This window comes from Acrocarpospora catenulata (assembly GCF_018476525.1).
GTDB lineage: Bacteria > Actinomycetota > Actinomycetes > Streptosporangiales > Streptosporangiaceae > Acrocarpospora > Acrocarpospora catenulata.
Window position 1 is genome coordinate 195,501 of the sequence record NZ_JAHCST010000007.1, and the last position, 23,585, is coordinate 219,085.

The following is a 23,585-nucleotide window of genomic DNA, read 5'->3' on the forward strand; positions in this document are numbered from 1 at the left end:
AGATGGTCTTCCGCAAGCTGATGGCCGCCTTCGGCGCCGGCGTCGAAGTCGACACCGTCCTGCACACCACCTCCGTCCGGCCCGGCGAGACGCTGGCCGGCACCGTCAACTTCCGCGGCGGCGGCAGCGACTACCGGGTCGAGGGCATCTTCGTCGACTTCACCGCGGTCGTGGAGGTGGAGAGCGGCGACAACGAGTACCGGCAGACCTTCAGCTTCCTTCGCCAGCAGGTCGCCGGTCCCTTCCACCTCCAGCCGAACGCTGCGCACGCCCAGCCGTTCCAGATCCCCGTGCCCTGGGAGACCCCGATCAGCGCCATCGGCGGGCACCCCCTGCGCGGCATGACCCTCGGTGTGGCCACCGAACTCTCCCTCGCCGGGGCCCTGGACAAGGGCGACCTCGACCCGCTCTTCGTCAACCCGCTCCCCATCCAGGAGCACCTGATCACCGCGCTGGACCGGATGGGCTTCCGTTTCAGCAAGGCCGACCTGGAGCGGGGCACCCTGCAGGGCTCCCGCATGCCCTTCTACCAGGAGATCGAGTACTACGCGGGCCCGCCGTGGAACCGCCACTTCCAGGCGCTGGAACTCACCTTCATCACCGGCCCGCACTCTATGGACGTCATCCTCGAAGCCGACAAACGAGGCGGCTTCCTCACCTCCGGCCACGACGTCTACAACCGCTTCACCATCCCCCTCAACGGCAACCCCGCCACCGCCGAACAGGCCCTGAACGCAGGCCTCCACGCAATGGCCCAACGCCGCGGCTGGTTCTGACGCCTTCCCCCGTACGGCTCTCGCGTGATCGCCCGCGGGAGCCGTTACCCATATCCGGTACGGGAAACTCATCAAGTCAATGGGACAACTCGGGTACCCTCCGGATTGTGCAGCTTGCCTCCCGGATCGCCGCCGCAGGAATCTGTTTAGCCGCCCTGGCCGGGTGCTCGTCCGAACCGCCACCGCCGACATTCGCGGAGGCCACGCAAAACCTGGTACGCGACGGCGAGAAGCTGCTGGCCTCCCATACGTTCTCCCAGGTAGGCCGATTCCAGATAACCGAGAAAGCGGAGAAGGACTCAGACACGGGCTGCATTCCAGGGTCCAGACAGCGGTTCTTCCGCGCTCAGGGAAACTTCCTTCCCGACGGCACGCGAACGCCTGGCACGGCGTCCTTGGTGGCGAGCGGCTATCTAGGCCTGATGAAATACGACAAACTCGTCGACAGCCTCGATTTCTGGGACAACAACCTTTCGGTCATCGTTGTTCACAACCCGGAGTCCGCGGTCACGTTCATGGTCGCAGCCCGGCCCACGGAACCGAACATTCTGGTCGTCGGAAAGACCGACTGCTTCGAATCGGAAGAGGGCTGAACCTCACTCACGGCGAGGGCAGCATCGCCGTAGCACGAATACGCTCGGCGCTCCGCCGGAGGTTTTGCGCCGTGGACCTGCACGCTTCGGCGAGTTCAACGATGTCGCGCGCCAGGGGACGAGCCTCGTTGGCGAACCTTTCCGCGGCGGCTCCGGTCCAGTAGGCGTCGCTGCCGCCCGGGGCCAGCGGAACGCCTCGGAAGACGGCCTCAAGATCTCCGGCGCGGCTCTCCAGAACCGTCGCCAAGGCCTCTTTCGCCACCGCTTCGTGTAGAACGCGATACGGGTTCTCGACCACTCTGCTACCCCCCTCGCTTTTCGAGAGCCTTGCTAAGTGCGGGGTACATACGGCCTCTGAATTCCTGCCGAAGTCGTTCCTGATCTTCAGCAGTGAGCGGTTCATGCCCGTGTTTCTTCAGTGCCTCCAGTACCTGGCCCACCTGGAGCTCGATGATCCGGCCCGCCACGACCCGGGCCGTCTCCGGGGTCCTCTCGTCAAGGTGATCTTTGAGTACGTCCGCCAACTCGTCCTTGAAGGGGCCGGTGCGATAATCGATCATGGTGCTGGCAAACGGTTTGGCATCCTTCGCGAGCCTGGCGATGGTGTAGTTCACCGGTAGCAGCGCGACGTCCGCCACCATGTCGATGAACTCATCGTCATTGAACTCGGCATAGGTGGAGCCGCCCAGCAGCAGATTCGCCAGGCCGCCCGCCTGGGCGCTGAGCCGGGTGAACTCGGCGCGCTCGTCCGGGTCCGCGCTGAACGGATGAGCCTGGCCAACGTCCAGCCCGCGGACGTAGGCCTGGAAGTCCGCTGTAAGGGATTTGGCCGTGGCGGGATCCTGCATCAGTGCGCCGACGAAACGGGCGGCCACATCCTCGTGCAGGCCCTTCCAGGGGCCGGCGGGAACAAGACCCAGCTCCGGAGAGTCGGCGTAGACCTGGCCCAGTGCCAGTTGGCCCAGGTACGGCGTCAGATTCCTGGCCAGCGCCTGGTTGACGGCCGAGTTCTCGAATGTCGCGTAGTGGCCGGACAACTTTTCGGTTCCGTCGTACCCCACTCCGTCGATCAGGTTGGTCCAGGCTCTTTCCCTGGTCAGGGCCGAGCCCATGTGCGGATCCAGGGCGCGGCCCAGCACATCGGCGAGCAACTCGTCGAAGTGCGGGGTTCCGGTGCCCTTGGCCAAATTCGGGTGGAGCAGTTTCCCGGCCAGGTCCCGGTGCTCGGCCAGCAGTCGCTGGAGGGCCGCCGGATCGCCGACGTAGGCACCGAGCACATTGACGGTGTTCCAGTCGGGGTCAGGCGAGGTGGGATTGAACCCGGCGGTCGGCGCGGTGAACTGGCGGAGCGCCACCTCGTTGAGGAGCGCCCCGGACGGGCGGGAGAGGGCCACCATCGTCGACAAGGTCGCCGGGTCGGCGCGGGTCAGCACATCCGTACGCCACTCCTCGGGCAACCTGCCCGAGCTCTCCGCGGCGGCGAACGCCTGTGCCAGCGCCCCCAGGGACGGCTGCGCCTTGCCCAGCATCTCGCGGTCCAGGCCACGGCGCGGGCCGCCGTTGTGCATGACCATCCACTGCCCGAAGATCGTCCGTAACCGCTCGGGCCCGCCCAGCTTCGCCAGCAGGGCCCACGCGTACGCCGGGTCGGCCGACGCCGGCCCGGCCCCGGCCAGGGCCTCCTCCACCGCCGCCCAGGACTGGTGCGTTCCCTCGGCCAGATGGGCGTCCAGCGCCTTCGCCAGCGCCGTCCCGACCGCCGCACCCTCGGCGGCGGCCTGCGACTGGCTGGTGAAGGGCACGCGCACGGTGGTCAACGCGGGCGAGCCCGGTGGCAGGACCTGGCTCAGGAGGTCCAGCCGCCACCGCAGATCCGCCTGCGACTCGTGGAAGAAGGCCCAGGCGCGGTACATCGCCGTCACCCCGCCCGTTCCCGCCCAGTCCGGGCCCGCCTCGCGGATGGCGTCCTCCAGGCCCGGGCGGATGCCCGCGAGCACGCTCTTGCCGGACTCCATGTTCCGGATCAGGGCTTGCACCCCCGCGGGGTCCATCCCCATGAACTCGCCCAACAGTGCCCTCCCGCACCTGAGACGACGGCCCCCTTCAGAGGTTAGCCAGGGGCTACGGGGAGGTACGCGATACCAGCAATCTGGGGCAGCAGTTACCTAAGAGTCGCTATTGCGTTAGTTCGTCCCAGACCTTTGTGACCTGGGTGTCGAGGGCGTCCAGGGAGCCGTTGTTGTCGATCACTATGTCGGCGAGGGCGAGCCGGGCTTCCCGGGTGGACTGGGCGGCCATCCGGGAGCGGGCGTCCTCGGGGGGCATGTTGCGGTGGGTGGTGAGGCGGGTGAGGCGGGTGCTGTCGTCGGCGTCTACGACGATGATCTTGTCGTAGAGGTGGGCGAGGTTGTTCTCGGCGAGGAGAGGGACGTCGTAGACCACGATGGCGTCGGGTGGGGCGGCGGCCTGGAGCTCGGCCACCCGGGCGCCGACCTTGGGGTGGACTATGGCGTTGAGTTGAGCGAGCTTTTGCGGATCGTTGAAGACGATTTTGCCGAGGGCTTCGCGGTTGAGCGCGCCGTCGGGGTGGAGGACGCCGGAGCCGAAGGCGTCGATGATCTCGGCCAGGCCAAGGGTGCCGGGCGCCACGACCTCACGGGCGATCTGGTCGGCGTCGATCACGAACGCGCCCTTGGCGGCCAGGCGTCTGGCGACCTCGCTCTTGCCCGACCCGATCCCGCCGGTGAGTCCGATCTTCACGACGGCAGCCTAGCGGGGCGCCGCAGATGGACCAGGGTCAGGTGGTCCTGGAGGCGTTCCCTGCGGGTCTCGCGGTAGCCGAGGCGGCGGTAGAGGCGCAGGTTGCCGTCGGAGAGGTGGCCGGTGAACAGGTCGAAGGCATGGGTCTGCGGGTGTTCGGCCAGCACGGCGGCGTGCAGGGCGGTGAGCAGCGCGGTCCCGACACCCTGTCCCTGGAGGTCGGGGGCGACGACCAGCCGCCCGGCCACGCAGGTGCGGGTGCCCTGGTCACCGGGCTCGGAGAGCTGCCCGCGCACCGCGCCGACGATCCGCGCGCCCGCGACGGCCTTGAGCACGACGGCGCTCTCGACCACCTTGCGGAGTTGCTCCAGCGACTCGACCAGGGGCGCGATGAACGGATCCCCGTAGAGCTGGGCCTCGCTCACGTAGGCGGCACGCTGGAGGGTGAGGATCTCCCCCGCGTCCTCGGGCAGGGCCCGCTCGATGTCCGGCACGCGCGCCACCTTACCGCTCATCGCGGGTACGCGGCCGAGCGGGCGCCTTTACAAAGTAGATCAGAAGGAGGGCCGAAAAAAGCCCCGCCGGAGCGGGGCTTTTCCCGAAACAAGAGTTAGCTCTGCCCACCCGCGAGCTTCTCCCGGAGGGCGGCCAGCGCCTCGTCGGAGGCGAGAGCGCCACCGGAGGAGGCCGACTGGGCCGGAGTCTCGCCGGAGTAGCTGGACGGGGCGGCCTCGCTGGCCTCGGCCTCTTCGGCGCGGGCCTTCTCGACCTGGTTCTTGTGCGCCTCGAAGCGGGCCTGGGCCTCGGCGTACTGCCGCTCCCACTCCTCGCGCTGCTTGTCGAAGCCCTCGAGCCACTCGCCGGTCTCGGCGTCGAAGCCCTCGGGGTAGATGTAGTTGCCCTGGTCGTCGTAGGTGGCGGCCATGCCGTACAGCGTGGGGTCGAACTCGACGTCCACGCCGGCGCCCTCGTTGGCCTGCTTGAGGGACAGCGAGATGCGGCGCCGGTCGAGGTCGATGTCGATGATCTTCACGAAGATCTCGTCGCCGACCTGGACGACCTGCTCGGGGATCTCGACGTGCCGCTCGGCCAGCTCGGAGATGTGGACCAGACCCTCGATGCCCTCCTCGACCCGGACGAACGCACCGAACGGCACCAGCTTGGTGACCCGGCCGGGCACGACCTGGCCGATCTGGTGGGTCCGGGCGAACTGCTGCCACGGGTCTTCCTGGGTGGCCTTGAGCGAGAGGGAGACGCGCTCGCGCTCCATGTCCACGTCGAGCACCTCGACGGTGACCTCCTGGCCGACCTCGACGACCTCGGAGGGGTGGTCGATGTGCTTCCAGGACAGCTCGGAGACGTGCACCAGGCCGTCCACGCCGCCGAGGTCCACGAACGCACCGAAGTTGACGATCGAGGAGACGACGCCCTTGCGGACCTGGCCCTTCTGCAGGGTGTTGAGGAAGGTCTGGCGAACCTCGGACTGGGTCTGCTCCAGCCAGGCGCGGCGGGAGAGCACCACGTTGTTGCGGTTCTTGTCCAGCTCTATGATCTTGGCCTCGAGCTCGCGCCCCACGTACGGCTGGAGGTCGCGGACCCGGCGCATCTCGACCAGGGAGGCCGGGAGGAAGCCGCGAAGACCGATGTCGAGGATGAGACCGCCCTTGACGACCTCGATGACGGTGCCGGTGACGATACCGTCCTCGTCCTTGATCTTCTCGATGGTGCCCCAGGCGCGCTCGTACTGGGCGCGCTTCTTGGACAGGATCAGGCGGCCTTCCTTGTCCTCCTTCTGGAGAACCAGGGCCTCGACGTGCTCGCCCACGGCGACGACCTCAGCCGGGTCGACGTCGTGCTTGATGGAGAGCTCGCGGGACGGGATGACACCCTCGGTCTTGTAGCCGATGTCGAGCAAGACCTCGTCTCGATCGACCTTGACAACGGTGCCTTCAACGATGTCTCCGTCGTTGAAGTACTTGATGGTCTCGTCGATCGCGGCGAGGAAGGCCTCCTCGGAACCGATGTCGTTGACCGCTACCTGCGGGGTGCTCGAGGTGGCCTCAGTGCTGCTCGTCATGTGTGGAATTGCTCCGAACCGGACAGATGTCGTTGTGACCGAAGCGCGGCAGGCCCTGTTTCGTTCAACCGTCGGAAGGGATGAGCGAGCGCGAGCCCGCTCCCTTTGAGGCGCGCGCGAGCCCACAGCGCAGCGATCAGCATATGAGACCTGACGGTTCTGGTCAATCGGAGGGCCTCACAAGTCCCTTAGTACACGATGACCTTTTTTGACCACTTTGAACCTATATCATCCCGAAGGCTTTCCGGAAGGGAGAGGCTCTCCGGATCCCCGTCGGCCGTGTAAAGCTTTCCCGGGTGCTTCTGGAACCACTCCAGCCAGTACGTCGAGCACCACTTCCGGCAGTCCCCCGCCGTCCCGTTGGACTGGATGCGCTGGATCGCCCACCGGTCGAAGCCCTTGTCGAACGGCGACACCGACGGCTGCGCCCCCGCCAGGAAGACACCGTCGAAATGATACTTGGTCCCGTCCCACTTTCCGTCATGGGCCACGCCGGCCTTCCTCGGCCGGGACCCGAACGGCAGCGCGAAGGTGGTGGAGGAGGTCACGCCGAGCTTGCGCAGCAGCCGCTCCTGGCGCACGATCTGCTCGCTGACCTTCTTGGGCGGCAGGCGCCGCAGGTCCGGGTGGCTGTAGGTGTGGTTGCCCACCTCGAACCCGTGGTCCAGCAGCCACCGTACGGCCCTGGCCTGCTCGGCCTCCGCGGTCAGGCCGAACGGCGTGCCGTTGATCCACAACGTGGCCACCGGCCGGAAGGCCGGATACTTGGCCGCCACCTCGAAGATGATCCCGATCGCGGTGTCCTTCTTGGGCAGCCCCCGCGCGTCCAGGGCGAAGTGGGACGGGCTGCCGTCGTCGAAGGTGAGCACCACCGGGTGGGCGCCGGCCGGGATGTTGATCTCCCCGGCCACGAACTCGGCCGCCGTGATCGGCACGAACCCGCGCTTGGCCAGCTTCTCCAGCTCGCTCTTGAGCTGCGCCGGGGTCCGGTCGATGGAGGCCAGCCGCTTCTTCTGGATGCGGTGGTACATCAGCACGGGCACCTGGCCCAGCTCGTTGGCCTTGACCTTGCGGGCCGACTCCACGGTGGCCGGGGTGGGCGGGGGCAGCGTGGGCGCGGGCAACGTGGGGGACGGCGAGGCCGCGGGCTCCTTCGGCGCGGCCCGGTTGTCGGCAGCCGGGAGCAACGCCAGGACGACCAGCCCGGTCGCCACGACGACCACGTTGGCGACGGCGGTCACCCCGGCTAACTTCCGCACAGTCATCCGACCCTAGCGTTAGCTGGGGGCCCAGCCAACCGGGCGGCGAAAGCCGGGTCAGTGGCCGGCGTCCTCCCAGGTGGGCCCGACGCCGGTGGACACGTCCAGCGGCACCCGCAGCCGGTAGGCCCCGCGCATCTGGGCGACCACCAGCTCCATGAGCTCGGCCAGCTCGCCGGGGGCGACCTCGAAGACCAGCTCGTCGTGGACCTGGAGCAGCATGCGGGAGCGCATGCCCCGGATGGCCCGCTGGACGTTGAGCATGGCCACCTTGATGATGTCGGCGGCCGAGCCCTGGATGGGCGCGTTCAGCGCCATCCGCTCGGCCATCTCCCGCCGCTGCCGGTTGTCGCTGGTCAGGTCGGGCAGGTAGCGGCGGCGGCCGAGGATGGTCTCGGTGTAGCCGTCCTTGCGGGCCTGCGCCACGATCGCCTCAAGGTAGTCGCGGACCCCGCCGAACTCCTCGAAGTAGCCGTCCTTGAGCGCCCGCGCCTCGGCCACCGGGATGTTCAGCTGCCCGGAGAGCCCGAAGTCGGACAGGCCGTAGGCGAGCCCGTAGTTCATCGCCTTGATCTTGGCCCGCATCTCGCCGGTGACGTCACCCGGGCCGACGTCGAAAACCTTGGCCGCGGTGGCCAGGTGGAAGTCGTGGCCGGACTCGAAGGCCTCGATCAGCGAGGCGTCGCCGGACAGGTCGGCCATGATGCGCAGCTCGATCTGGCTGTAGTCGGCGGTGAGCAGGGTCTCGTAGCCCTCGCCGACCACGAAGCCCTTCCGGATGCGGCGGCCCTCCGCGGTGCGGATCGGGATGTTCTGCAGGTTGGGCTTCTCGCTGGACAGCCGCCCGGTGGCCGCCACGATCTGGTTGAAGGTGGTGTGGATGCGCCCGTCGTCGCCGATCTCCTTGATCAGGCCCTCCACCGTGGTGCGCAGCTTCTGCTGGTCGCGGTGGCGGAGCATGATGGTGGGCAGCTCGTGCTCGGTCTGCGCGGCCAGCCAGACCAGGGCGTCGGCGTCGGTGGTGTAGCCGGTCTTGGTCTTCTTGGTCTTGGGCAGGTTGAGCCGGGTGAACAGGATCTCCTGGAGCTGCTTGGGCGAGCCGAGGTTGAACTGCTCCCCCACCGAGGCGTGCGCGGCCTCCACGGCCTGCTTGACGGCGGCGGCGAACTCGGCCTCCAGGGCGGCGAAGTACTCCCGGTCGGCGGCGATTCCGGCCCGCTCGACCTCGGCCAGCACCCGGACCAGGGGCAGCTCCACCTCGGTCACCAGCCGGGTGCCGCCGCGGGCCGACAGGTGCTCCTCCAGCGCCACGGCCAGGTCGTGCACCGCCTGGGCGCGCATGCCGAGCTCCTGGGCGGCGCTGTCGTCGGTCTCGAACAGGCTGGTCTGGCCCCCGGCCTCGCTCTCCGGCAGCAGCTCGCGGTGCAGGTAGCGGCGGACCAGATCCTCCAGCGGGAAGGACTTCTGCCCGGGCAGCGCCAGGTAGGCCGCCAGCGCGGTGTCACAGGTCAGGCCGCGCAGGTCCATCCCGTGCGCCCAGAGCGCCAGCAGGGGGCCCTTGGCGTCGTGCACGGCCTTCGGGCGCTTCTCGTCGGCCAGGAAGGCGGCCAGGGCGCCCTCGTCCTCCGCGGTGAGCTGGGTGGGGTCCAGGTAGCCCGCCGAGCCGTCCGGAGAGGCGACGGCGACGCCCTCCAGGCGGCCGGTGCCGCTCCCCCAGGCGCCCTTGAAGGCGAGCCCGCACCGCCCCTCGGGCAGCGCCGACAGCCAGGCCGCCACCTCGCCGGGCCCGAGCGTGGTGACCTCCACCTCGACCCCGCCCTTGATCTCGCCCTCGGCGGTGCCCAGCGTCTTGAACAGGCGCTCGCGCAGCTCGCCCCGGATCTGCAGGGAGTCGAGCAGCTCGTTGATCTTCTCCCGGTCCCACTGGCCCATGGTCAGCCCCGCGGGGCGCACCTCCAGCGCGACGTCCCGCTTGAGCTCGGTCAGCATGCGGTTGTGGATCACCTGGCCGAGGTGCTCCCTGAGCTTCTCGCCCACCTTGCCCTTGACCTCGTCGGCCCGGCGGACCAGCTCGTCCAGGGAGCCGAAGTCGGCGATCCACTTGATCGCGGTCTTCTCCCCCACACTGGGGATGCTCGGCAGGTTGTCGCTCGGGTCGCCGCGGAGCGCGGCGAAGTCGGGGTACTGGACGGGGCTCAGCCCGTACTTCTCCCGGACCGCCTCGGGGGTGAAGCGGGTCATGTCGCTGATGCCGCGCCGGGTCATCAGCACGGTGACCCGGTCGTCGACGAGCTGGAGGGCGTCGCGGTCGCCGGTGACGATGAGCACGTCCATGCCCTCGGCGGCGGCCTGGCTCGCCAGGGTTGCGATTAGGTCGTCGGCCTCGTAGCCGGGCACCGAGAGGCGGCTGATCTGGAGCGCGTCCAGCAGTTCGAAGATGAGCTGGACCTGGCCGCGGAAGTCCTCGGGGGTCTCGGAGCGGTTGGCCTTGTAGGCCGCGAACGCCTCGTGCCGGAAGGTGGGCTCGCTCCGGTCGAAGCAGACCACGATGTGGGTGGGCTGCTCGTCCCGGAGAATGTTGGTGAGCATCGAGGTGAAGCCGTACACCGCCTCGGTGTGCTGGCCGTCGGTGGTCATCAGGTTGGCGTCCTTCAGCGCGTAGAACGCCCGGTACGCCAGCGAATGCCCGTCCAGGAGCAGGAGACGGGGACGGGTGGGGGTGGCTTCGTTCTTCGGCACACGAGCAGCCTAGTCTGCCCCTACGACAGAAACCCCGCGGAAGGAAGAGCCTTGACCCAAGAGCTCGTGGCACTCATGAACGAGGCCGGGACCGATCACCTGCCCGGCCGGATGGGCATCGAGTTCCTGGAGGCGTCGGCGGAGCGGGTGGTCGCCCGCATGCCGGTCCACGGCAACACCCAGCCGTACGGCCTGCTGCACGGCGGCGCCTCGGTGGTGCTGGCCGAGACGTGCGGGTCGATCGGCGCGTCCCTGCACGCCGGGGCCGGGCGGATCGCGGTGGGCATCGAGATCAACGCCACCCACCACCGTTCGGCGACCGCCGGGTACGTCACCGCCGCGGCCACCCGCGTGCACGGGGGGCGCACGCTCGCCACCTACCAGATCGAGATCACCGATGAGCAGGGGCGGCTGGTCTGCACCTCGCGGCTCACCTGCATGTTGCGGGACGCCTGAGACGGCTCGGGACGCCGGAGATGACGCGGGGCGCCTGAGCGGCCGGGCGAGCGACCGAAAAACCCGCCCAGAGGGACCATAAATCGCAACATTCTGGTCGCTCTCTTTGCGCATCCGCCACTGGGGTCGCTACGGTAGACCCCCCAGAGCCCGTGGGAAACCGAGTAGACAACGTGCATCGCCGGGGAAGTGGTGCATGGTCCCAAAGGCGTACCACGGGCTCATTCCGCGTTACCGGCGGACTGAGGACCGAAAACCGCGTCGAGTAGCAGTTTCGCGGCCACCATCGCTCCGTCGGTGCGGACTTCGCCGGCCACGGCTCTCGCTCGTGCCCGCGTCTCGGGGGTCAGGGCCGTGCTGAGCGCGGCGGACAGGGAGTCGAAGGTTGGCGTCGGGCCGTCGTGCGCCGCGCCGATGCCCAGCTCGGCCACCCGGCCGGCCCAGTACGGCTGGTCCGCGATCTGTGGCACCACCACCTGAGGGGCGCCGGCCAGGGCGGCGGTCGTCGTGGTGCCCGCGCCGCCGTGGTGCACGACGGCGGCCACCCGGCCGAACAGTGCCTGATGGTTGACCTCGCCGACGGCGAAACAGTCGTCCCGGTCATCGACCAGGGCCAGGTCGGCCCAGCCGCGGGCGACGAGTACGCGGCGGCCGTGCGCGCGGATCGCCTCGACGGCCACCTGGGCGACGTCCGCCGAGGCGCGCATGGGCATGCTGCCGAAGCCCACGTACACCGGCGGCGTGCCGGCGTCCAGGAACGCCGCCAGCTCTTCCGGGAGCGGACGTTCGTCCGGCAGGATCCACGCCCCGGTCTGCACGACGTCGAGATCCGACGGCTCCTGCCACGGGCACAGGATCGGGTCCGCCGCCAGCCACGGCCGGCCGGTGAAGACGTAGTCACGGACGTTGTCCACCGGTGGCAGGCCGATCGACGCCCGGTGGCTGTTCTCCGCCTCGCCGTACAGCGCGTTCACCCGCTGGGCGTCCTGCTCCCACAGCGCCTTGTTGTCGGTGCACCGGCCAGCAGCGACACGAACTCCTCGTCCGGCGGCGCGCACACCCGCACCTCCGCACCGAGTTCCCGCAACCGCACCGCGAGTGCCGCCAGCGGTTCGACGTCCCCACGCGACCCCCAGGTCGACAACAACACACGCATGGGCAATCTCCCATTTCTGCAGGTTCTGGCCTCGGCCGTCAATGCTGAGGCATGACCCGGGTCTTGCCGCAAGCCCCCCGGCCCGCTATAAGTTGAGAGTGGCAAGGAGTGGCATCTCCTTGCCTTTGCCTTTTGTCGGCCGCTATGGACGGTGCCGGCACCCGGAACGAGAACAGGCGGCCCCGAGCCGGTGTCCGGCTGGGGACCGCCTGTCCATCCTTCGGCGGAGACTTCACGAGGGCTGGTGCCTCGTGAAGATCAGGCCCGGGCGAGAGTGCCCAGGTAGAGTTCGATGACCTTGGGGTCGTTGATCAGCTCGTTGCCCTTCGCCGTGTACGCGTTGCGCCCCTGGTCCAGGACGTATCCGCGATGACAGATCTGCAGGCAACGACGGGCGTTCTGCTCAACCATGATCACGGTGACCCCGGCCTGGTTGATCTGCTGAGCCTGGATGAACACCAGGTCCTGCAGCTTGGGAGACAGGCCCGCCGACGGCTCGTCCAGCAGCAGGACCGACGGCTCGGTCATCAACGCCCGCCCCATGGCGACCATCTGCCGTTCGCCACCGGACAGCGACCCGGCGCGCTGCTTGCGCCGCTCCTTGAGCGCCGGGAAGATCTCGCAGACGAACTCGAAGCGCTCCCGGAACTTCTTGGGGACCTGGAAGGACCCCATCTCCAGGTTCTCCTCGATGGTCAGGCTGGGGAACACGTTGTTGGTCTGCGGCACGTAACCGACGCCGCGGGCCACCAGCGAGTGCGCCTTCAGGCCGGTGATGTCCTCCCCGTTCAGGGTGACCGTGCCCTTCCGGATGTTGACCAGGCCGAACAGGGACTTCAGCAGGGTCGACTTGCCGGCGCCGTTCGGCCCGATGATGCCGATCAGCTCGCCCTTGGCGACGTACAGGTCGCAGCCGTTGAGGATGTTGACGCCCGGCAGGTACCCGGCGAACAGCTCGTCGGCCCGGAGCAGCGCGTTCGCCGCGCCCGCCAGGTGGTCGGAGCGGTCGATGACGGCCGCGCTGGACTCTTCGGCGCTCATGCCTTCTCCTCGACTTCCGGCACCAGCTCGGCTTCCAGTTCGGCCTCGGCCTCGTGCAACTGCTGCTCGGCCTCGGCCACGGTCAGCGGGGCGTCGTGGTGCGCCCCGAGGTACGCGTCGATCACGCGAGGGTCTGCCATGATCGTGTCAGGCGGGCCCTCGGCGATCACCGCGCCCTGGGCCATCACGATCACCCAGTCGCTGATGTCGCGGACCATGTCCATGTCGTGCTCCACGAACAGCACGGTCATGCCCTGCTCACGCAGGTCCTTGACGTGGCCGAGCAGCGACTGGGTGAGGGCCGGGTTGACCCCCGCCATCGGCTCGTCCAGCATGACCAGCTCGGGGCCGACCATCAGGGCCCTGGCCATCTCCAGCAGCTTGCGCTGGCCGCCGGAGAGCGAACCGGCGAAGTCGTCCCGCTTCTTGTCCAGCTTGAAGCGCTCAAGGAGCTCCTCGGCCCGGACCGTGATCTCGTCCTCCTGGCCCTGCCAGAGCGAGGACACCAGCGCGCGGAAGAAGTTCTCCCCGCGCTGCTTCTGGGCGCCCAGCCGCATGTTCTCCAGCACCGTCAGCTTGGACAGGGCCTTGGTGAGCTGGAAGGTGCGGACCATGCCCTGCCGGGCGACCTTGTGGGCGGGCAGGCCGTTCAGCTGCCTGCCGTTGAACGTCCAGGTGCCGGCGTCGGCGGTGTCGAAGCCGGTGAGCTGGTTGAAGAAGGTGGTCTTGCCGGCGCCGTTGGGGCCGATCAGCGCGGTGATCGAACCGCGCTGGATCTCCACGTGCTTGACGTCGACCGCGGTCAGGCCTCCGAAGCGGCGGATCACGTCGTCCACCACCAGGATCGGGTCCGGCTTGGGCGCGCCGGGTTCCGGCGCCACCTCGGCGAACGCGGCCTGCGCCTGCGCTCTGCGGTTCACGGTTTCAGCGTGCATCGAGCGCGATCTCCCTCTTGTCGCCGAAGATGCCCTGCGGCCGGTAGATCAGCAGGAGGATGAGTCCGAGGCCGACCAGCATGTAGTTGATCGAGCCCACCTGGTTCACCGTGATGAAAGTGATCACCTGGTGGTTGACCGCTTCTTCCATGCCGGTCTTGACCAGGATCAGCAGCAGCCAGAAGATCATCGCACCGACCACGGGACCGGCCACCCTGGCCGCCCCGCCGAGGATCAGCACGGTGTAGGCGAAGAAGGTCAACTCGGTGCTGAACAGGTCGGGCTGGGTGGCCGCCCGGCTCAGCGCGAACAGGAAACCGGCCAGCGAGCCGACCACGCCACCGAAGACCAGGGCCTGCATCTTGTACGAGAAGACGTTCTTGCCCAGGCTGCGTACCGCGTCCTCGTCCTCGCGGATGGCCTTCAGCACGCGGCCCCACGGGCTCTTCATGACCAGGTAGACGACCGCGCAGGCGGCGGCGACCAGGATCCAGCCGACGGTCAGCACCCACAGGGTGCGATGGTCGAACTTGATCAGCCAGAATCCGTAGGAGCCCGGTGAGTAGGGATTCAGCGCGTAGAAGTCACCGGAGAACGAGTCCAGGCCGTCGGTCCCGCCGAAGGTCCCCCGCAGCGCCACCGAGCGCACCACCAGCCGGACTATCTCCGCCGCCGCGATGGTGACGATGGCCAGATAGTCGGCGCGTAGGCGGAGTGTGGGGATGCCGAGCAGCAGCGCGAACAGCACGGCGCCGACCAGCCCGACCGTGACGCCCAGCCAGAACGGCAGCCCGAAGGTGGTGATCGTGGTGGCCAGGCCGTAGGCGCCGACGGCGAGGAAGCCCGCCTGGCCGAAGTTGAGCAGGCCGGTGTAGCCGAAGTGGATGTTCAGGCCGATCGCGGCGAGCGCGTAGATGACGGCCTCGGTGCCGATACCGGCCGAGAGCGCCCGGGAGAAGATGAGTTCCCAATCCATGATCTTCGTCCTAACCGATCCGCTCGCGGCGGCCGAGAATACCCTGCGGCCTGACAAGGAGCACGATGATGAGCACGGCCAGCGCGCCGACCGTCTTCAGCTCCGGCGGGATCCAGATCGTGGAGATCTGCACGAACATGCCGACCACCAGCGCCCCGACCAGCGCGCCGAAGGCCGTGCCGAGACCGCCCAGGGTCACTCCGGCGAACATCAGCAGCAGGACCTGCTGGCCCATCTGGAAGTTGAGGATCTGCGTGGTGCCCAGCATGATCCCGGCCAGGCCCGCGACCGCGGCGCCCATCGCCCAGACGATCCGCACGATCCGGTCCACGTTGATGCCCGAGGATGCGGCCAGCGCGGGGTTGTCGGAGACGGCCCTGGTCGCCTTGCCCAGCCGGGTGTAGGTCAGCGCGAGGCCGACCGCGATCAGTACGACGATCTCCACGCCCATCGCGATCAGGCCCTTGGGGGTGGTGGAGATGGGGCCGAGCTGGATGCCGTCCTGCGCGACGTACTGCTCGTACGGGACGTTCTCCCCGCCGAACAGGAAAAGGACGAGATACCGCAGGAAAATCGCCACGCCGATGGATATGATCATCATCGACACCAGGCCGGTCTTGCGGTTGCGGAGCGGGCCCCAGAAGAAGCGCTCCTGGCCGTACCCGAAGGCGGCCGAGATGAGCACCGCGAGCGGGGCGGCGACCAGCAGGTGCAGACCGAGGGTGGTGTTCAGGACGAGGGCGGCGAACGCGCCGACGGTGAGCAACTCGCCATGGGCGAAGTTGGTGAGGCCGGTGGTGCCGAAGATCAGGGAGATGCCCAGCGCGCCGAGCGCGATGACCAGGCCGAGACTGAGGCCCTCGAAGGCCAACTGGGCCACCCGGGTCCAGAACGCGCTGCTCGCCGACGAGCCGTCGTCCGGCTGGGCGCCACTGCCGTCCGCGTTCCCGCTGGCCAGTGCGAACAAAACATTGCGGTAGTTACCTTCGAAGACCTGGACGGTGAGCGTCGCACGGTCCTTGAGCCTGAGCACCGTGCCGGTGGGCAGGGTGGCCTGGTCGAGGGTGACCTGGTAACTACCCGCCGCCGGGACGGGGACTTCCCACTTTCCTTCGGCATCCGACGTGGCCTCTCCGACGGGTTGGCCGTCTCCCGAGGTCACGGTGATCTTAACGCCGGTCACCGGCTGGCCTTGGTTTTGGAGCGTGCCCCGGAGCGTTTCGCCGTCCGCGAAGGCGGGCGAGGCGAGCGCGAAGAGGAGCGCACCCATGAAGGCCGTGAAAACCATCACGGCTCTGCGCAAAGCAATTCCCTCACTTAGGTCATGGCCGAGTTGTGCCCAGCCAGCCTGATTTGTTTGGCCGGAGCATATTTCTCCGGGGTCCCGATAGGGACCTTTCGTCACCAATCGGTGACCTTTGTTTCTTACGGGTCATGGGAAGAGCCCCGGCCTCGTGACCAGGGCTCTTCACCACCGCATGTCAGGGCGTCAGCCCGCGACCTTGCCGGACAGGTAGGTGACGTTGGCGTAGGTGTTGTCAGCGGCGTACTGGTAGATGCCGATGGTGGCCTCGGACGGGTCACCGGCGTCGCTGAACTCGACCGGACCGCTCACGCCGTCGTAGTCGATGTCCTTGCCGGCCTTGAGCAGGGCGAGGCAGGCCGCGAAGTCGGTGCACTTCTCGCCGCCCTTGCTCACGTCGATCAGCTTGCCGGCCACGGCGGTGCCGGCGTCGGAGCCGGCGGCCTCGGCGGCCAGGGCGGACAGGATCGTCGCGTCGTAGGACTCGGGGGCGTAGCTGTAGTCCTTCAGCGACGGGTCCACGGCGAGCAGCTTCTGACGGAAGTCGTCAGGCGACTTGGCGCCGGGCAGGGTGCCCTTGACGCCCTCCAGGGTGCCCTTCGGGAAGTCCTTGGAGTAGTCGGCCAGGTTGCCGTCCACGAAGTAGATCTTGATCTTGTCCGGGCCGATGCCCTGCTTCTTCAGCTCGGGGATGATCTTCGTGGTCTCGTTGAACGAGATCAGGGCGAGGGCCTTGGGGTTGGCCTCCTTGATCTTCGCCACGTCCGCGGAGAAGTCGGCCGCCGCCGGGTCGTAGGGGGTCTTGGCCACGATCTGGCCGCCGCCGCCGCTCACCGACTTCTCGACCTCGTCGGCGAGGCCGTTGCCGTAGGAGTCCTGACGGTTCAGGATCGCCACGGTGTCGCTGCCGTCCTGCAGGATCAGGTCGCCGAGCACCCGGCCCTGGAGCACGTCGGAGGGCGCGGTACGGAAGTACAGGCCCTTGTCGGGGTAGGTGGTGAACTCGGGGGAGGTGTTCGCGGGCGAGAACTGCACCACACCAGCGTTCGTGATCTTGTCGATCACCGTCTTGGAGACACCGGAGGACGCCGCGCCGATGATGACGTCGGTGTTCTGGGCCAGCAGCTTGTCCACCGACTGCGAGGCAATGTCGGTCTTGGTGTCACCCGAGTCGGTGTCGATCTCGACGACCGGCTTACCGAGGACGCCGCCCGCCTCGTTGATCTCCTTGACGGCCAGCTTCACACCGGCGAACTCCGGCGGGCCAAGGAAGGCGAGGTCACCGGTCTGCGGGAGCAACGCGCCGATCGTGAGGACGCCGTCGCCACCGGCCGCAGGGGCGGCCGCCGAGGTCGTGGTCTCGGCAGGCGCTGAAGACGCCGGCGCGGCGGTCTCCTCCCCACCACCACAGGCCGTGAGGGCAAGGCTGGCCGCAGTGGCGACCGCCAGCGCGCGCCCGATGGGGGCAATGCGGATCATGCAGTGTTCTCCTTCATCCATGCCCGGGACGCAGCGGCGCAGCCGACGCGGGCCCGTATCGAATGCTGGAAACGTACATAACCCGACATTGCCCTGACCAGCGGTGCATCAGAACTGAGGGCACTTGGATGCGGAGTCGTAATAAGTCCTCAACTTAGCGACGGCCGTCTCATCCGTCCCACACAAACGGTCAAGGGGTACCAGACGACTCCGAAACGACCACCTGCGCGACCTGGCGCATGCTCAGACGGCGGTCCATCGAGGCCTTCTGGATCCACCGGAACGCCTGCGGCTCCGTCCAGCCGTGCTGGGCCATCAGCAGGCCCTTCGCCCGCTCCACCAGCTTCCTGGTCTCCAGACGCTCGGAGAGCGTGGTGACCTCCTTCTCCAGGGCGGCGATCTCCTCGTGCCTGCTGACCGCCATCTCGATCGCCGGAACCAGGTCACCCTTGGTGAACGGCTTCACCAGGTACGCCATGGCGCCCGCGTCCCTGGCACGCTCGACCAGGTCACGCTGGGAGAACGCGGTGAGGATCAGGCAGGGGGCGATCCGCTCGGAGACGATCTGCTCGGCCGCCGAGATACCGTCCAGGACGGGCATCTTCACATCCAGGATGACCAGATCAGGGCGTAGCTCGGTGGCGAGTTTCACAGCGGTCTCGCCGTCGCCCGCCTCCCCGACGACCGCGTAGCCGTCCTCTTCCAGCATCTCCTTCAGGTCGAGGCGAATCAGCGCCTCGTCTTCCGCGATCACCACTCGCCGCTGCGTTCCTGTCACGCACTAGAGGTTACCGATGTCCGCCGGAATCGTCCGCCCGGCGGTGACAGGAAGGGCCGATTCGCCGCCAGGACGGATCAACGTCCGGTAGAGTGACCCCGTCAGGTACCGTCGGACGGGCGGGAACGGAGTCCTCCGGGGCTCGAAAGCCTGTGGAGACCTGGGAAGACCACTTCGGTGGCACAGGTCGGTGAAGCAGGAAGCCACAGCGGCTCCGCGTGACGCGGTGCGGCTGAATCTCCGGCTCATGCTGGAGAGCACGTCAAATTAGGACCACGCCCGGGGGCCAGTGGCGATAATGATGAGACGTCTGGTTCCCGTTAGCCCTGATATCCCAACGGCAGAGGAAATGGTCTCAAACACCATCTAGTGTGGGTTCGAATCCCACTCAGGGCACTGTGCTTATGGGCGAGCCTCCGGCTCGCCGGCCCGGCCGCTCCGCAGCCGGTGTCTTCCCTCCCTCCGGTCGCTGGCGCTCCCTCCACTCAGTCCAGACACCGGCAGCGGCCGGGCAAACCCCACATATGACCATGGTCGATGATTGCCGTGGTTGGGTGGGTTTAGTGGCGTGGTCGCCTTTGAGATCAGATGGTGTGCCCTTGTGAAAGGGGAAAGCGCACCGCCGGGGAGGTGGTGCGCTTTCCGGTGGAACCGTGGGTTAGGCGGAGGGGTGGGCTACCGCGGAGCCGATGGTGTGGACGCGGAGGGCGTTGGTGGAGCCTGGGTTGCCTGGGGGGGAGCCGGCGACGATGACGATTTTGTCGCCCTTTTCGAAGTCGCCCAAGGCCAGGAGGGAGGCTTCCACCTGGCGGACCATGTCGTCGGTGTGGTGGACGAAGGGGACTTCGAAGGTTTGCACGCCCCAGGTCAGGGCCAGCTGGCCGACGATCTGGGGGTTGGAGGTGAAGGCGATCAGCGGGATCGGGCTGCGGTAGCGGGCCAGGCGGCGGGCGGTTTCGCCGGACATGGTGAAGGCGACCAGGGCCCGGGCGCCGACGATGGCCCCGACCTCGGCGGCGGCGCGGGCGATGGCGCCGCCGGTGGTCTCGGGCAGCCGGTCGAGGTTGTGGGTGGCGTGCAGGGTGGCGCTCTCGGCGGCGATCGCGATGCGGGCCATGGTGGAGACGGCCTCGGTGGGATAGCTGCCGACCGAGGTCTCACCGGAGAGCATCACCGCGTCGGCGCCGTCCATCACCGCGTAGGCCACGTCGGAGGCCTCGGCGCGGGTGGGCCGGGGGGCGCTCATCATCGAGTCGAGCATCTGAGTGGCGACGATGACGGGGTGCGCCTTCTCCCGGCAGAGCTCGATGATCCGGCGCTGCACGATCGGCACCTGCTCCAGCGGCAGTTCCACGCCGAGGTCGCCGCGGGCCACCATGACGCCGTCGAAGGCGTCGATGATCTCTTCGAGGCGCTCCACCGCCTGCGGCTTCTCGACCTTGGCCAGGAGCGGCAGGCGTACGCCCTCCTCGTCCATGATCTTGTGCACGATCACGGCGTCCTCGGGAGCCCGGACGAAGGACAGCGCGATCATGTCGAAGCCGGCGCGCAGGGCCCAGCGCAGGTCCTCCTCGTCCTTCTCGGTGAGGGCGGGGGCGCTGACCGCGACGCCGGGCAGGTTGAGGCCCTTGTTGTCGGAGATCATGCCGCCCACCACGACCCGGGTGGTGACCCTGGGGCCGTCCACCTTGGTGACCTGGAGGTTGAGACGGCCGTCGTCGACCAGGATGGTGTCGCCGGGGTTCACGTCCCCGGGGAGGCCCTTGTAGGTCGTGGAGACGATGTCGCGGTCGCCCGGCACGTCTTCGGTGGTGATCGTCAGGACGTCGCCCACGCCGAGCCGTACCGGCCCGGAGGCGAACTTGCCGACGCGGATCTTGGGGCCCTGCAGGTCGGCGAGGACGCCGACGGCGCGACCGCAGTCGGCGGCCGCCTCCCGTACCCGGTCGAGGATCTCCTGGTGCAGCTCATGGCTGCCGTGGGAGAGGTTGAATCGCGCCACGTCCATACCGGCCGCGATCAGTTCGCGGAGACGTTCCGGTGAGGAGGTGGCGGGACCTAGGGTACAGACGATCTTTGCTCGACGGCTCACGGCTCCTAGCCTAATTGGTCCAGACCACTTGATAGTGACGGCTTCTATTGCTGTGGCCAAATTGTCAGTGACTTCACGCGATCGCCACGGTGACCTAGCCTTTCCCCACATGGGGTATTTCATAAGGTTAGCTGCCGTCTCGACACTGTTCGGCGTCCTCGCGTGCGGTGCCCAGGCTACCGAATCTCCCGGGCCCCCAACCGGCGTTTCGGTCTCCTTGCAGCAGTGGCGTTCGGACGTGCCGCTGCACAAGCTGTCGGTGGCGGTCACCAACACCGGCCCTGTCACGATCTTGGTGGAAGAGCTGCAGTTGGTCAGCGACTCGTTTGAAACGGTCCCCTTCCGCCGCTGGGACATGCCGCTCGGCCGCACCCCGCGGACCGACCTGTCCATCCCGTACGGCCCGGCCCGCTGCGACCCCGAAAAGATCCCGCCGGCCAAGCCCGCCACCGTGGTGATGCGGATGCGGGCCGGGGACGGGCCCTCGCGGGAGGTGCGCTTCCCGATCCCGGCCACCGATCCCCTGCTGACCCGCCTGGTGCACACCGAGTGCGCGAGCTACATCCTGTCCCAGGCGGTCGAGGTGGCCTTCGGGCCGGCCTGGACCCGGGACGGGGACCGGCTGCGGGGTGTGCTCACCGTCAAACGCAGGTCCGCGACCGGGCCGGTGACCATCGACGACCTGCTGGGGACCACCCACTACCGGCTGGAACCGGTCTCCGGCCGGCGCCACCCGGTGGCCGTGCTGACCGGGCCGAGCCTGGAGATCCCGGCGCTGGTCACCCCGACCCGGTGCGATCCGCACGCGTTCGCGGAGAGCAAGCAGGCGGTCCTGTTCTCGATCCAGGCGGCCGCCACCGAGGGCGGGGAGATCTACAACATGATGGTGGTGCCGCCGACCGCGCTCGGCCTGGAGTTCCAGAACTACGCCGTGGACGTGTGCGACCTGCCCACCTGAACCCTGGTACGCGCCCGGTGGCGGAGCACGGCGAACCCGGCCCAGGAGATCAGCACCGTGCCGATCACCACCGCCCGGACAAGCCAGACGTAGGAGGCTGGGTAGACCACCCCCTCGATGTAGGTGTCGATGAAGCCGCCGGGCGCCAGGGCGTGCTCCCCCGCCCGGGTCCGCCCCCAGTTCTCCAGCGCGGTGAGCGGGCATTCCACCGCGCCGGTGAGCTGCACCAGCCCCCAGACCGCGAACCCCAGGTGCGGCCAGATCAGCCGGGGCCACCGCCAGGCCAGGAAGCCCCCCAGCCCCATGTACGCGATGACGAGGAAGTGCACCACCATCGTGCATTCCCAGATAACCCGATAAATCATGACTTCACGTTAGGGCGGGAGCGGCGCCCGGGGCCTGAGCCCGGCTACTCACCTGTCGATGGGTAGGGACACCGCCCGGAGCGCGTTGACCACCCCATGCCCGAAGAACCCGTTCTTCTTCGCCCCTCCCTCACAAGTCTGCACCTCGCCGGCCGAGTACCGGAAAGCGCGCGGCGTGGGGCAGGGCCGGGGCTTGGCCGAGGCGTACAGCAGCCGCTCCGCGGTCGCCGGGTTCAGTGCGAGACCGCCCCTGCCGGGCTTGCCGAACCGGGCCACCAGCAGCGCCACCACCCCGGTGACGTGCGGCGCGGCCATGGAGGTGCCCTCCAGGTACTGGTAGTAGGAGCAGGTGCCCCGCCGGCAGTCCCTGACCACCGAGCCGTCCTTGGGACGGCCCTGCTTGTCGATCATCTTCTTGGCGCGGAGCGCGTGCTCGGGGGCGGCGGCCAGGATGGCCCGCCGGATGCCCTTGATCGAGGTGCCGTTGTCGAGCAGGTCCCCGCCGGGCGCGGCCACGTCGGTCTGCTCGATGCCGTAGTCGGAGAAGGACGACTTGCGCCCGCTCGGCCCGACCGAGGAGACCGAGATCACCCCGTTCAGCTCGGCCGGCACGTTCAGGCAGGTGTTGTCCACCTTGCGGGTCCGCTCGGCGCCCAGCGGGTAGTCGGGGCTGGCCTGGTCCGCGGTCGGGTGCCCCAGGTCGGTGGCGCCGTTGCCGATGGCGCTGATCAGGGTCACGCCGCGGGTGCGGGCGTAGGCGACGGCCCGCCGCATGCCCTCCAGGATGCCGCGCTGCTCGGCCTGCTCGGCCGGGGAGTCGGCGGGGTTGGCCGGGCAGTTGAACGTCCACGGGTCGACATAGAACGACATGTTGACCACGTCGATGCCGGTGTCGCCCGCGTACGCGAGCGCGTCCATGGTCGGCTTCAGGAAGAAGAAACCGGAGTCGTGCCCGGCCCGCAGGTTGACCAGGGAGACCCCGGGCGCGACGCCGCCGATGCCGATGCCGTTCAGCGGGGAGCCGATGGTGCTGGCCACATGGGTGCCGTGGCCCTCGTCGTCGACGTCGGCGGGATCCTTGCAGCCCTTGTACTCGCAGGGGCCGTCGAATTTCTTGCCGTTGGAGTCCGTGGGCCGGTCGATGACGAAGTTGCGGCTCAGCGCGCGGTTGAAGTTGGGGGCGATGTCGGGGTGTTTGCCGTCGATGCCGGTGTCGATGACGCCGACCAGGACCTTGTGGCTGCCGCGCTCCCTGGCGTACGAGCCGGTGGGGGTGGCGCCGATCATCTTCATGTCCCACTGGCGGGAGGCAAGGGGTTCGGGGGCGACGGCGGCGGCCTCCCGGGCGTTCGGGATGACGGCCTGCTCCTTGCGGGACTCCCAGCGGGCCCGGGTGGTGGCGCCGATGCGGCGGTTGGCGGCCACGGCGACCACGGCCGGGACGGTGTCCAGGCGGATCGCGGGGGCGGCGTGGACGACCAGGTAGCCGAGGCGGGGGTCATCGGCCTCGACGGAGGCCCCGGCACCGGTGACGGCCGTCGCGGCGGCGTCCCGCTGGCCGGGGGCGTAGAAGACCAGGTACTCCTCACGGGAGGATCCGTCCGCCGCCGTCCCAGGGCCCGCTCCCGAGCACGCCGTCACCGCGGCCACCATCATGGCCACCCCGCTCTGCCCCAGAACCCGGGTAGCCCGCCCCCGCTTGATCACCTAAAGCCTCCTTGCTCGAATGTGATCTTTCTCCCCCGCTCCCGACAACCGCAAGCCATTCAACACATTCGCGATATTTGCTCTTTAGCAAACCAATGCCGGATAAATGGGGACGGCGCCCCGCCAAAGGCGGGG

At 68.4% G+C, this 23,585-nt stretch carries 22 protein-coding genes and 1 tRNA gene; 5 read left to right on the plus strand and 18 right to left on the minus strand.

Annotation, left to right across the window (positions count from 1 at the left end; translation table 11 throughout):
• Window positions 1-2: 2 nt before the first annotated feature.
• Complete coding sequence (locus tag KIP79_RS09795) at window positions 3-776, plus strand: sporulation protein (RefSeq protein WP_214104384.1); 774 nt, start codon at window positions 3-5, stop codon at window positions 774-776.
• Between the two features lie 107 nt (window positions 777-883).
• Window positions 884-1,369, plus strand: a complete 486-nt coding sequence (locus KIP79_RS09800) for a hypothetical protein (RefSeq protein WP_214104385.1) — start codon at window positions 884-886, stop codon at window positions 1,367-1,369.
• Window positions 1,370-1,376: 7 nt separating this feature from the next.
• Here the strand turns inward: KIP79_RS09800 and KIP79_RS09805 are convergent, their stop codons facing one another.
• The 7 genes from KIP79_RS09805 to polA form a co-directional block, all read right to left on the minus strand.
• A complete protein-coding gene (locus tag KIP79_RS09805) occupies window positions 1,377-1,667 on the minus strand; it encodes a WXG100 family type VII secretion target (RefSeq protein WP_214104386.1) in 291 nt (96 codons plus the stop codon).
• A 4-nt stretch (window positions 1,668-1,671) separates the two neighbouring features.
• A complete protein-coding gene (locus KIP79_RS09810; protein ID WP_214104387.1) occupies window positions 1,672-3,438 on the minus strand; it encodes a hypothetical protein in 1,767 nt (588 codons plus the stop codon).
• 106 nt (window positions 3,439-3,544) lie between these two features.
• The gene (gene coaE / locus KIP79_RS09815; RefSeq protein ID WP_214104459.1) at window positions 3,545-4,123 is read right to left on the minus strand and encodes a dephospho-CoA kinase; all 579 of its coding nucleotides are present in this window, start codon (window positions 4,121-4,123) and stop codon (window positions 3,545-3,547) included.
• 2 nt (window positions 4,124-4,125) lie between these two features.
• Window positions 4,126-4,644 carry a GNAT family N-acetyltransferase gene (locus KIP79_RS09820; RefSeq protein ID WP_214104388.1) on the minus strand — a complete coding sequence of 173 codons (519 nt, stop codon included), beginning with the start codon at window positions 4,642-4,644 and terminating at the stop codon, window positions 4,126-4,128.
• A gap of 95 nt (window positions 4,645-4,739) precedes the next feature.
• A complete protein-coding gene (gene rpsA / locus KIP79_RS09825; protein ID WP_214104389.1) occupies window positions 4,740-6,206 on the minus strand; it encodes a 30S ribosomal protein S1 in 1,467 nt (488 codons plus the stop codon).
• Window positions 6,207-6,394: 188 nt separating this feature from the next.
• Entirely contained in the window at window positions 6,395-7,471 is a 1,077-nt protein-coding gene (locus KIP79_RS09830) for a polysaccharide deacetylase family protein (protein ID WP_214104390.1), read from the minus strand.
• Between the two features lie 51 nt (window positions 7,472-7,522).
• Entirely contained in the window at window positions 7,523-10,204 is a 2,682-nt protein-coding gene (polA, locus tag KIP79_RS09835) for a DNA polymerase I (RefSeq protein WP_214104391.1), read from the minus strand.
• Window positions 10,205-10,279: 75 nt separating this feature from the next.
• Between polA and KIP79_RS09840 the strand changes: the two genes are divergently transcribed.
• Window positions 10,280-10,660 carry a hotdog fold thioesterase gene (locus KIP79_RS09840; RefSeq protein WP_214104460.1) on the plus strand — a complete coding sequence of 127 codons (381 nt, stop codon included), beginning with the start codon at window positions 10,280-10,282 and terminating at the stop codon, window positions 10,658-10,660.
• 221 nt (window positions 10,661-10,881) lie between these two features.
• Here the strand turns inward: KIP79_RS09840 and KIP79_RS09845 are convergent, their stop codons facing one another.
• The 8 genes from KIP79_RS09845 to KIP79_RS09875 form a co-directional block, all read right to left on the minus strand.
• Window positions 10,882-11,634: a glycosyltransferase gene (locus tag KIP79_RS09845; protein ID WP_250212949.1), complete on the minus strand. Its 753-nt coding sequence runs from the start codon at window positions 11,632-11,634 to the stop codon at window positions 10,882-10,884.
• Window positions 11,631-11,816 (minus strand): glycosyltransferase, encoded by a 186-nt coding sequence (locus KIP79_RS46685; RefSeq protein WP_250212950.1) that lies wholly within the window; start codon window positions 11,814-11,816, stop codon window positions 11,631-11,633. Before KIP79_RS46685 ends, KIP79_RS09845 begins: the two co-directional genes overlap by 4 nt.
• A gap of 258 nt (window positions 11,817-12,074) precedes the next feature.
• Window positions 12,075-12,857 (minus strand): ABC transporter ATP-binding protein, encoded by a 783-nt coding sequence (locus tag KIP79_RS09850; RefSeq protein WP_214104392.1) that lies wholly within the window; start codon window positions 12,855-12,857, stop codon window positions 12,075-12,077.
• On the minus strand, window positions 12,854-13,792 hold the full coding sequence (locus KIP79_RS09855; protein ID WP_214104393.1) for an ABC transporter ATP-binding protein: 939 nt from the start codon (window positions 13,790-13,792) through the stop codon (window positions 12,854-12,856). Before KIP79_RS09855 ends, KIP79_RS09850 begins: the two co-directional genes overlap by 4 nt.
• Complete coding sequence (locus KIP79_RS09860) at window positions 13,782-14,768, minus strand: branched-chain amino acid ABC transporter permease (protein ID WP_214104394.1); 987 nt, start codon at window positions 14,766-14,768, stop codon at window positions 13,782-13,784. The genes KIP79_RS09855 and KIP79_RS09860 overlap by 11 nt, the downstream gene beginning before the upstream one ends.
• A gap of 10 nt (window positions 14,769-14,778) precedes the next feature.
• Window positions 14,779-16,071 (minus strand): branched-chain amino acid ABC transporter permease, encoded by a 1,293-nt coding sequence (locus KIP79_RS09865; protein WP_250212951.1) that lies wholly within the window; start codon window positions 16,069-16,071, stop codon window positions 14,779-14,781.
• 186 nt (window positions 16,072-16,257) lie between these two features.
• Complete coding sequence (locus KIP79_RS09870) at window positions 16,258-17,550, minus strand: ABC transporter substrate-binding protein (RefSeq protein ID WP_214104395.1); 1,293 nt, start codon at window positions 17,548-17,550, stop codon at window positions 16,258-16,260.
• A 190-nt stretch (window positions 17,551-17,740) separates the two neighbouring features.
• A complete protein-coding gene (locus KIP79_RS09875) occupies window positions 17,741-18,328 on the minus strand; it encodes an ANTAR domain-containing response regulator (protein WP_308169641.1) in 588 nt (195 codons plus the stop codon).
• A 323-nt stretch (window positions 18,329-18,651) separates the two neighbouring features.
• Here KIP79_RS09875 and KIP79_RS09880 point away from each other — a divergent pair.
• Window positions 18,652-18,724, plus strand: a tRNA-Leu gene (locus KIP79_RS09880).
• A gap of 262 nt (window positions 18,725-18,986) precedes the next feature.
• Here the strand turns inward: KIP79_RS09880 and pyk are convergent.
• A complete protein-coding gene (gene pyk / locus KIP79_RS09885) occupies window positions 18,987-20,420 on the minus strand; it encodes a pyruvate kinase (protein ID WP_214104396.1) in 1,434 nt (477 codons plus the stop codon).
• Window positions 20,421-20,658: 238 nt separating this feature from the next.
• Here pyk and KIP79_RS09890 point away from each other — a divergent pair, with 238 nt between their 5' ends.
• Complete coding sequence (locus KIP79_RS09890; protein ID WP_214104397.1) at window positions 20,659-21,378, plus strand: hypothetical protein; 720 nt, start codon at window positions 20,659-20,661, stop codon at window positions 21,376-21,378.
• Here the strand turns inward: KIP79_RS09890 and KIP79_RS09895 are convergent.
• Window positions 21,345-21,743 (minus strand): DUF2784 domain-containing protein, encoded by a 399-nt coding sequence (locus tag KIP79_RS09895; RefSeq protein WP_214104398.1) that lies wholly within the window; start codon window positions 21,741-21,743, stop codon window positions 21,345-21,347. The genes KIP79_RS09890 and KIP79_RS09895 overlap by 34 nt on opposite strands.
• 48 nt (window positions 21,744-21,791) lie before the next feature.
• Window positions 21,792-23,450, minus strand: coding sequence for a S8 family serine peptidase (locus KIP79_RS09900; protein WP_308169642.1), 1,659 nt, complete (start codon window positions 23,448-23,450; stop codon window positions 21,792-21,794).
• Window positions 23,451-23,585: the final 135 nt, after the last annotated feature.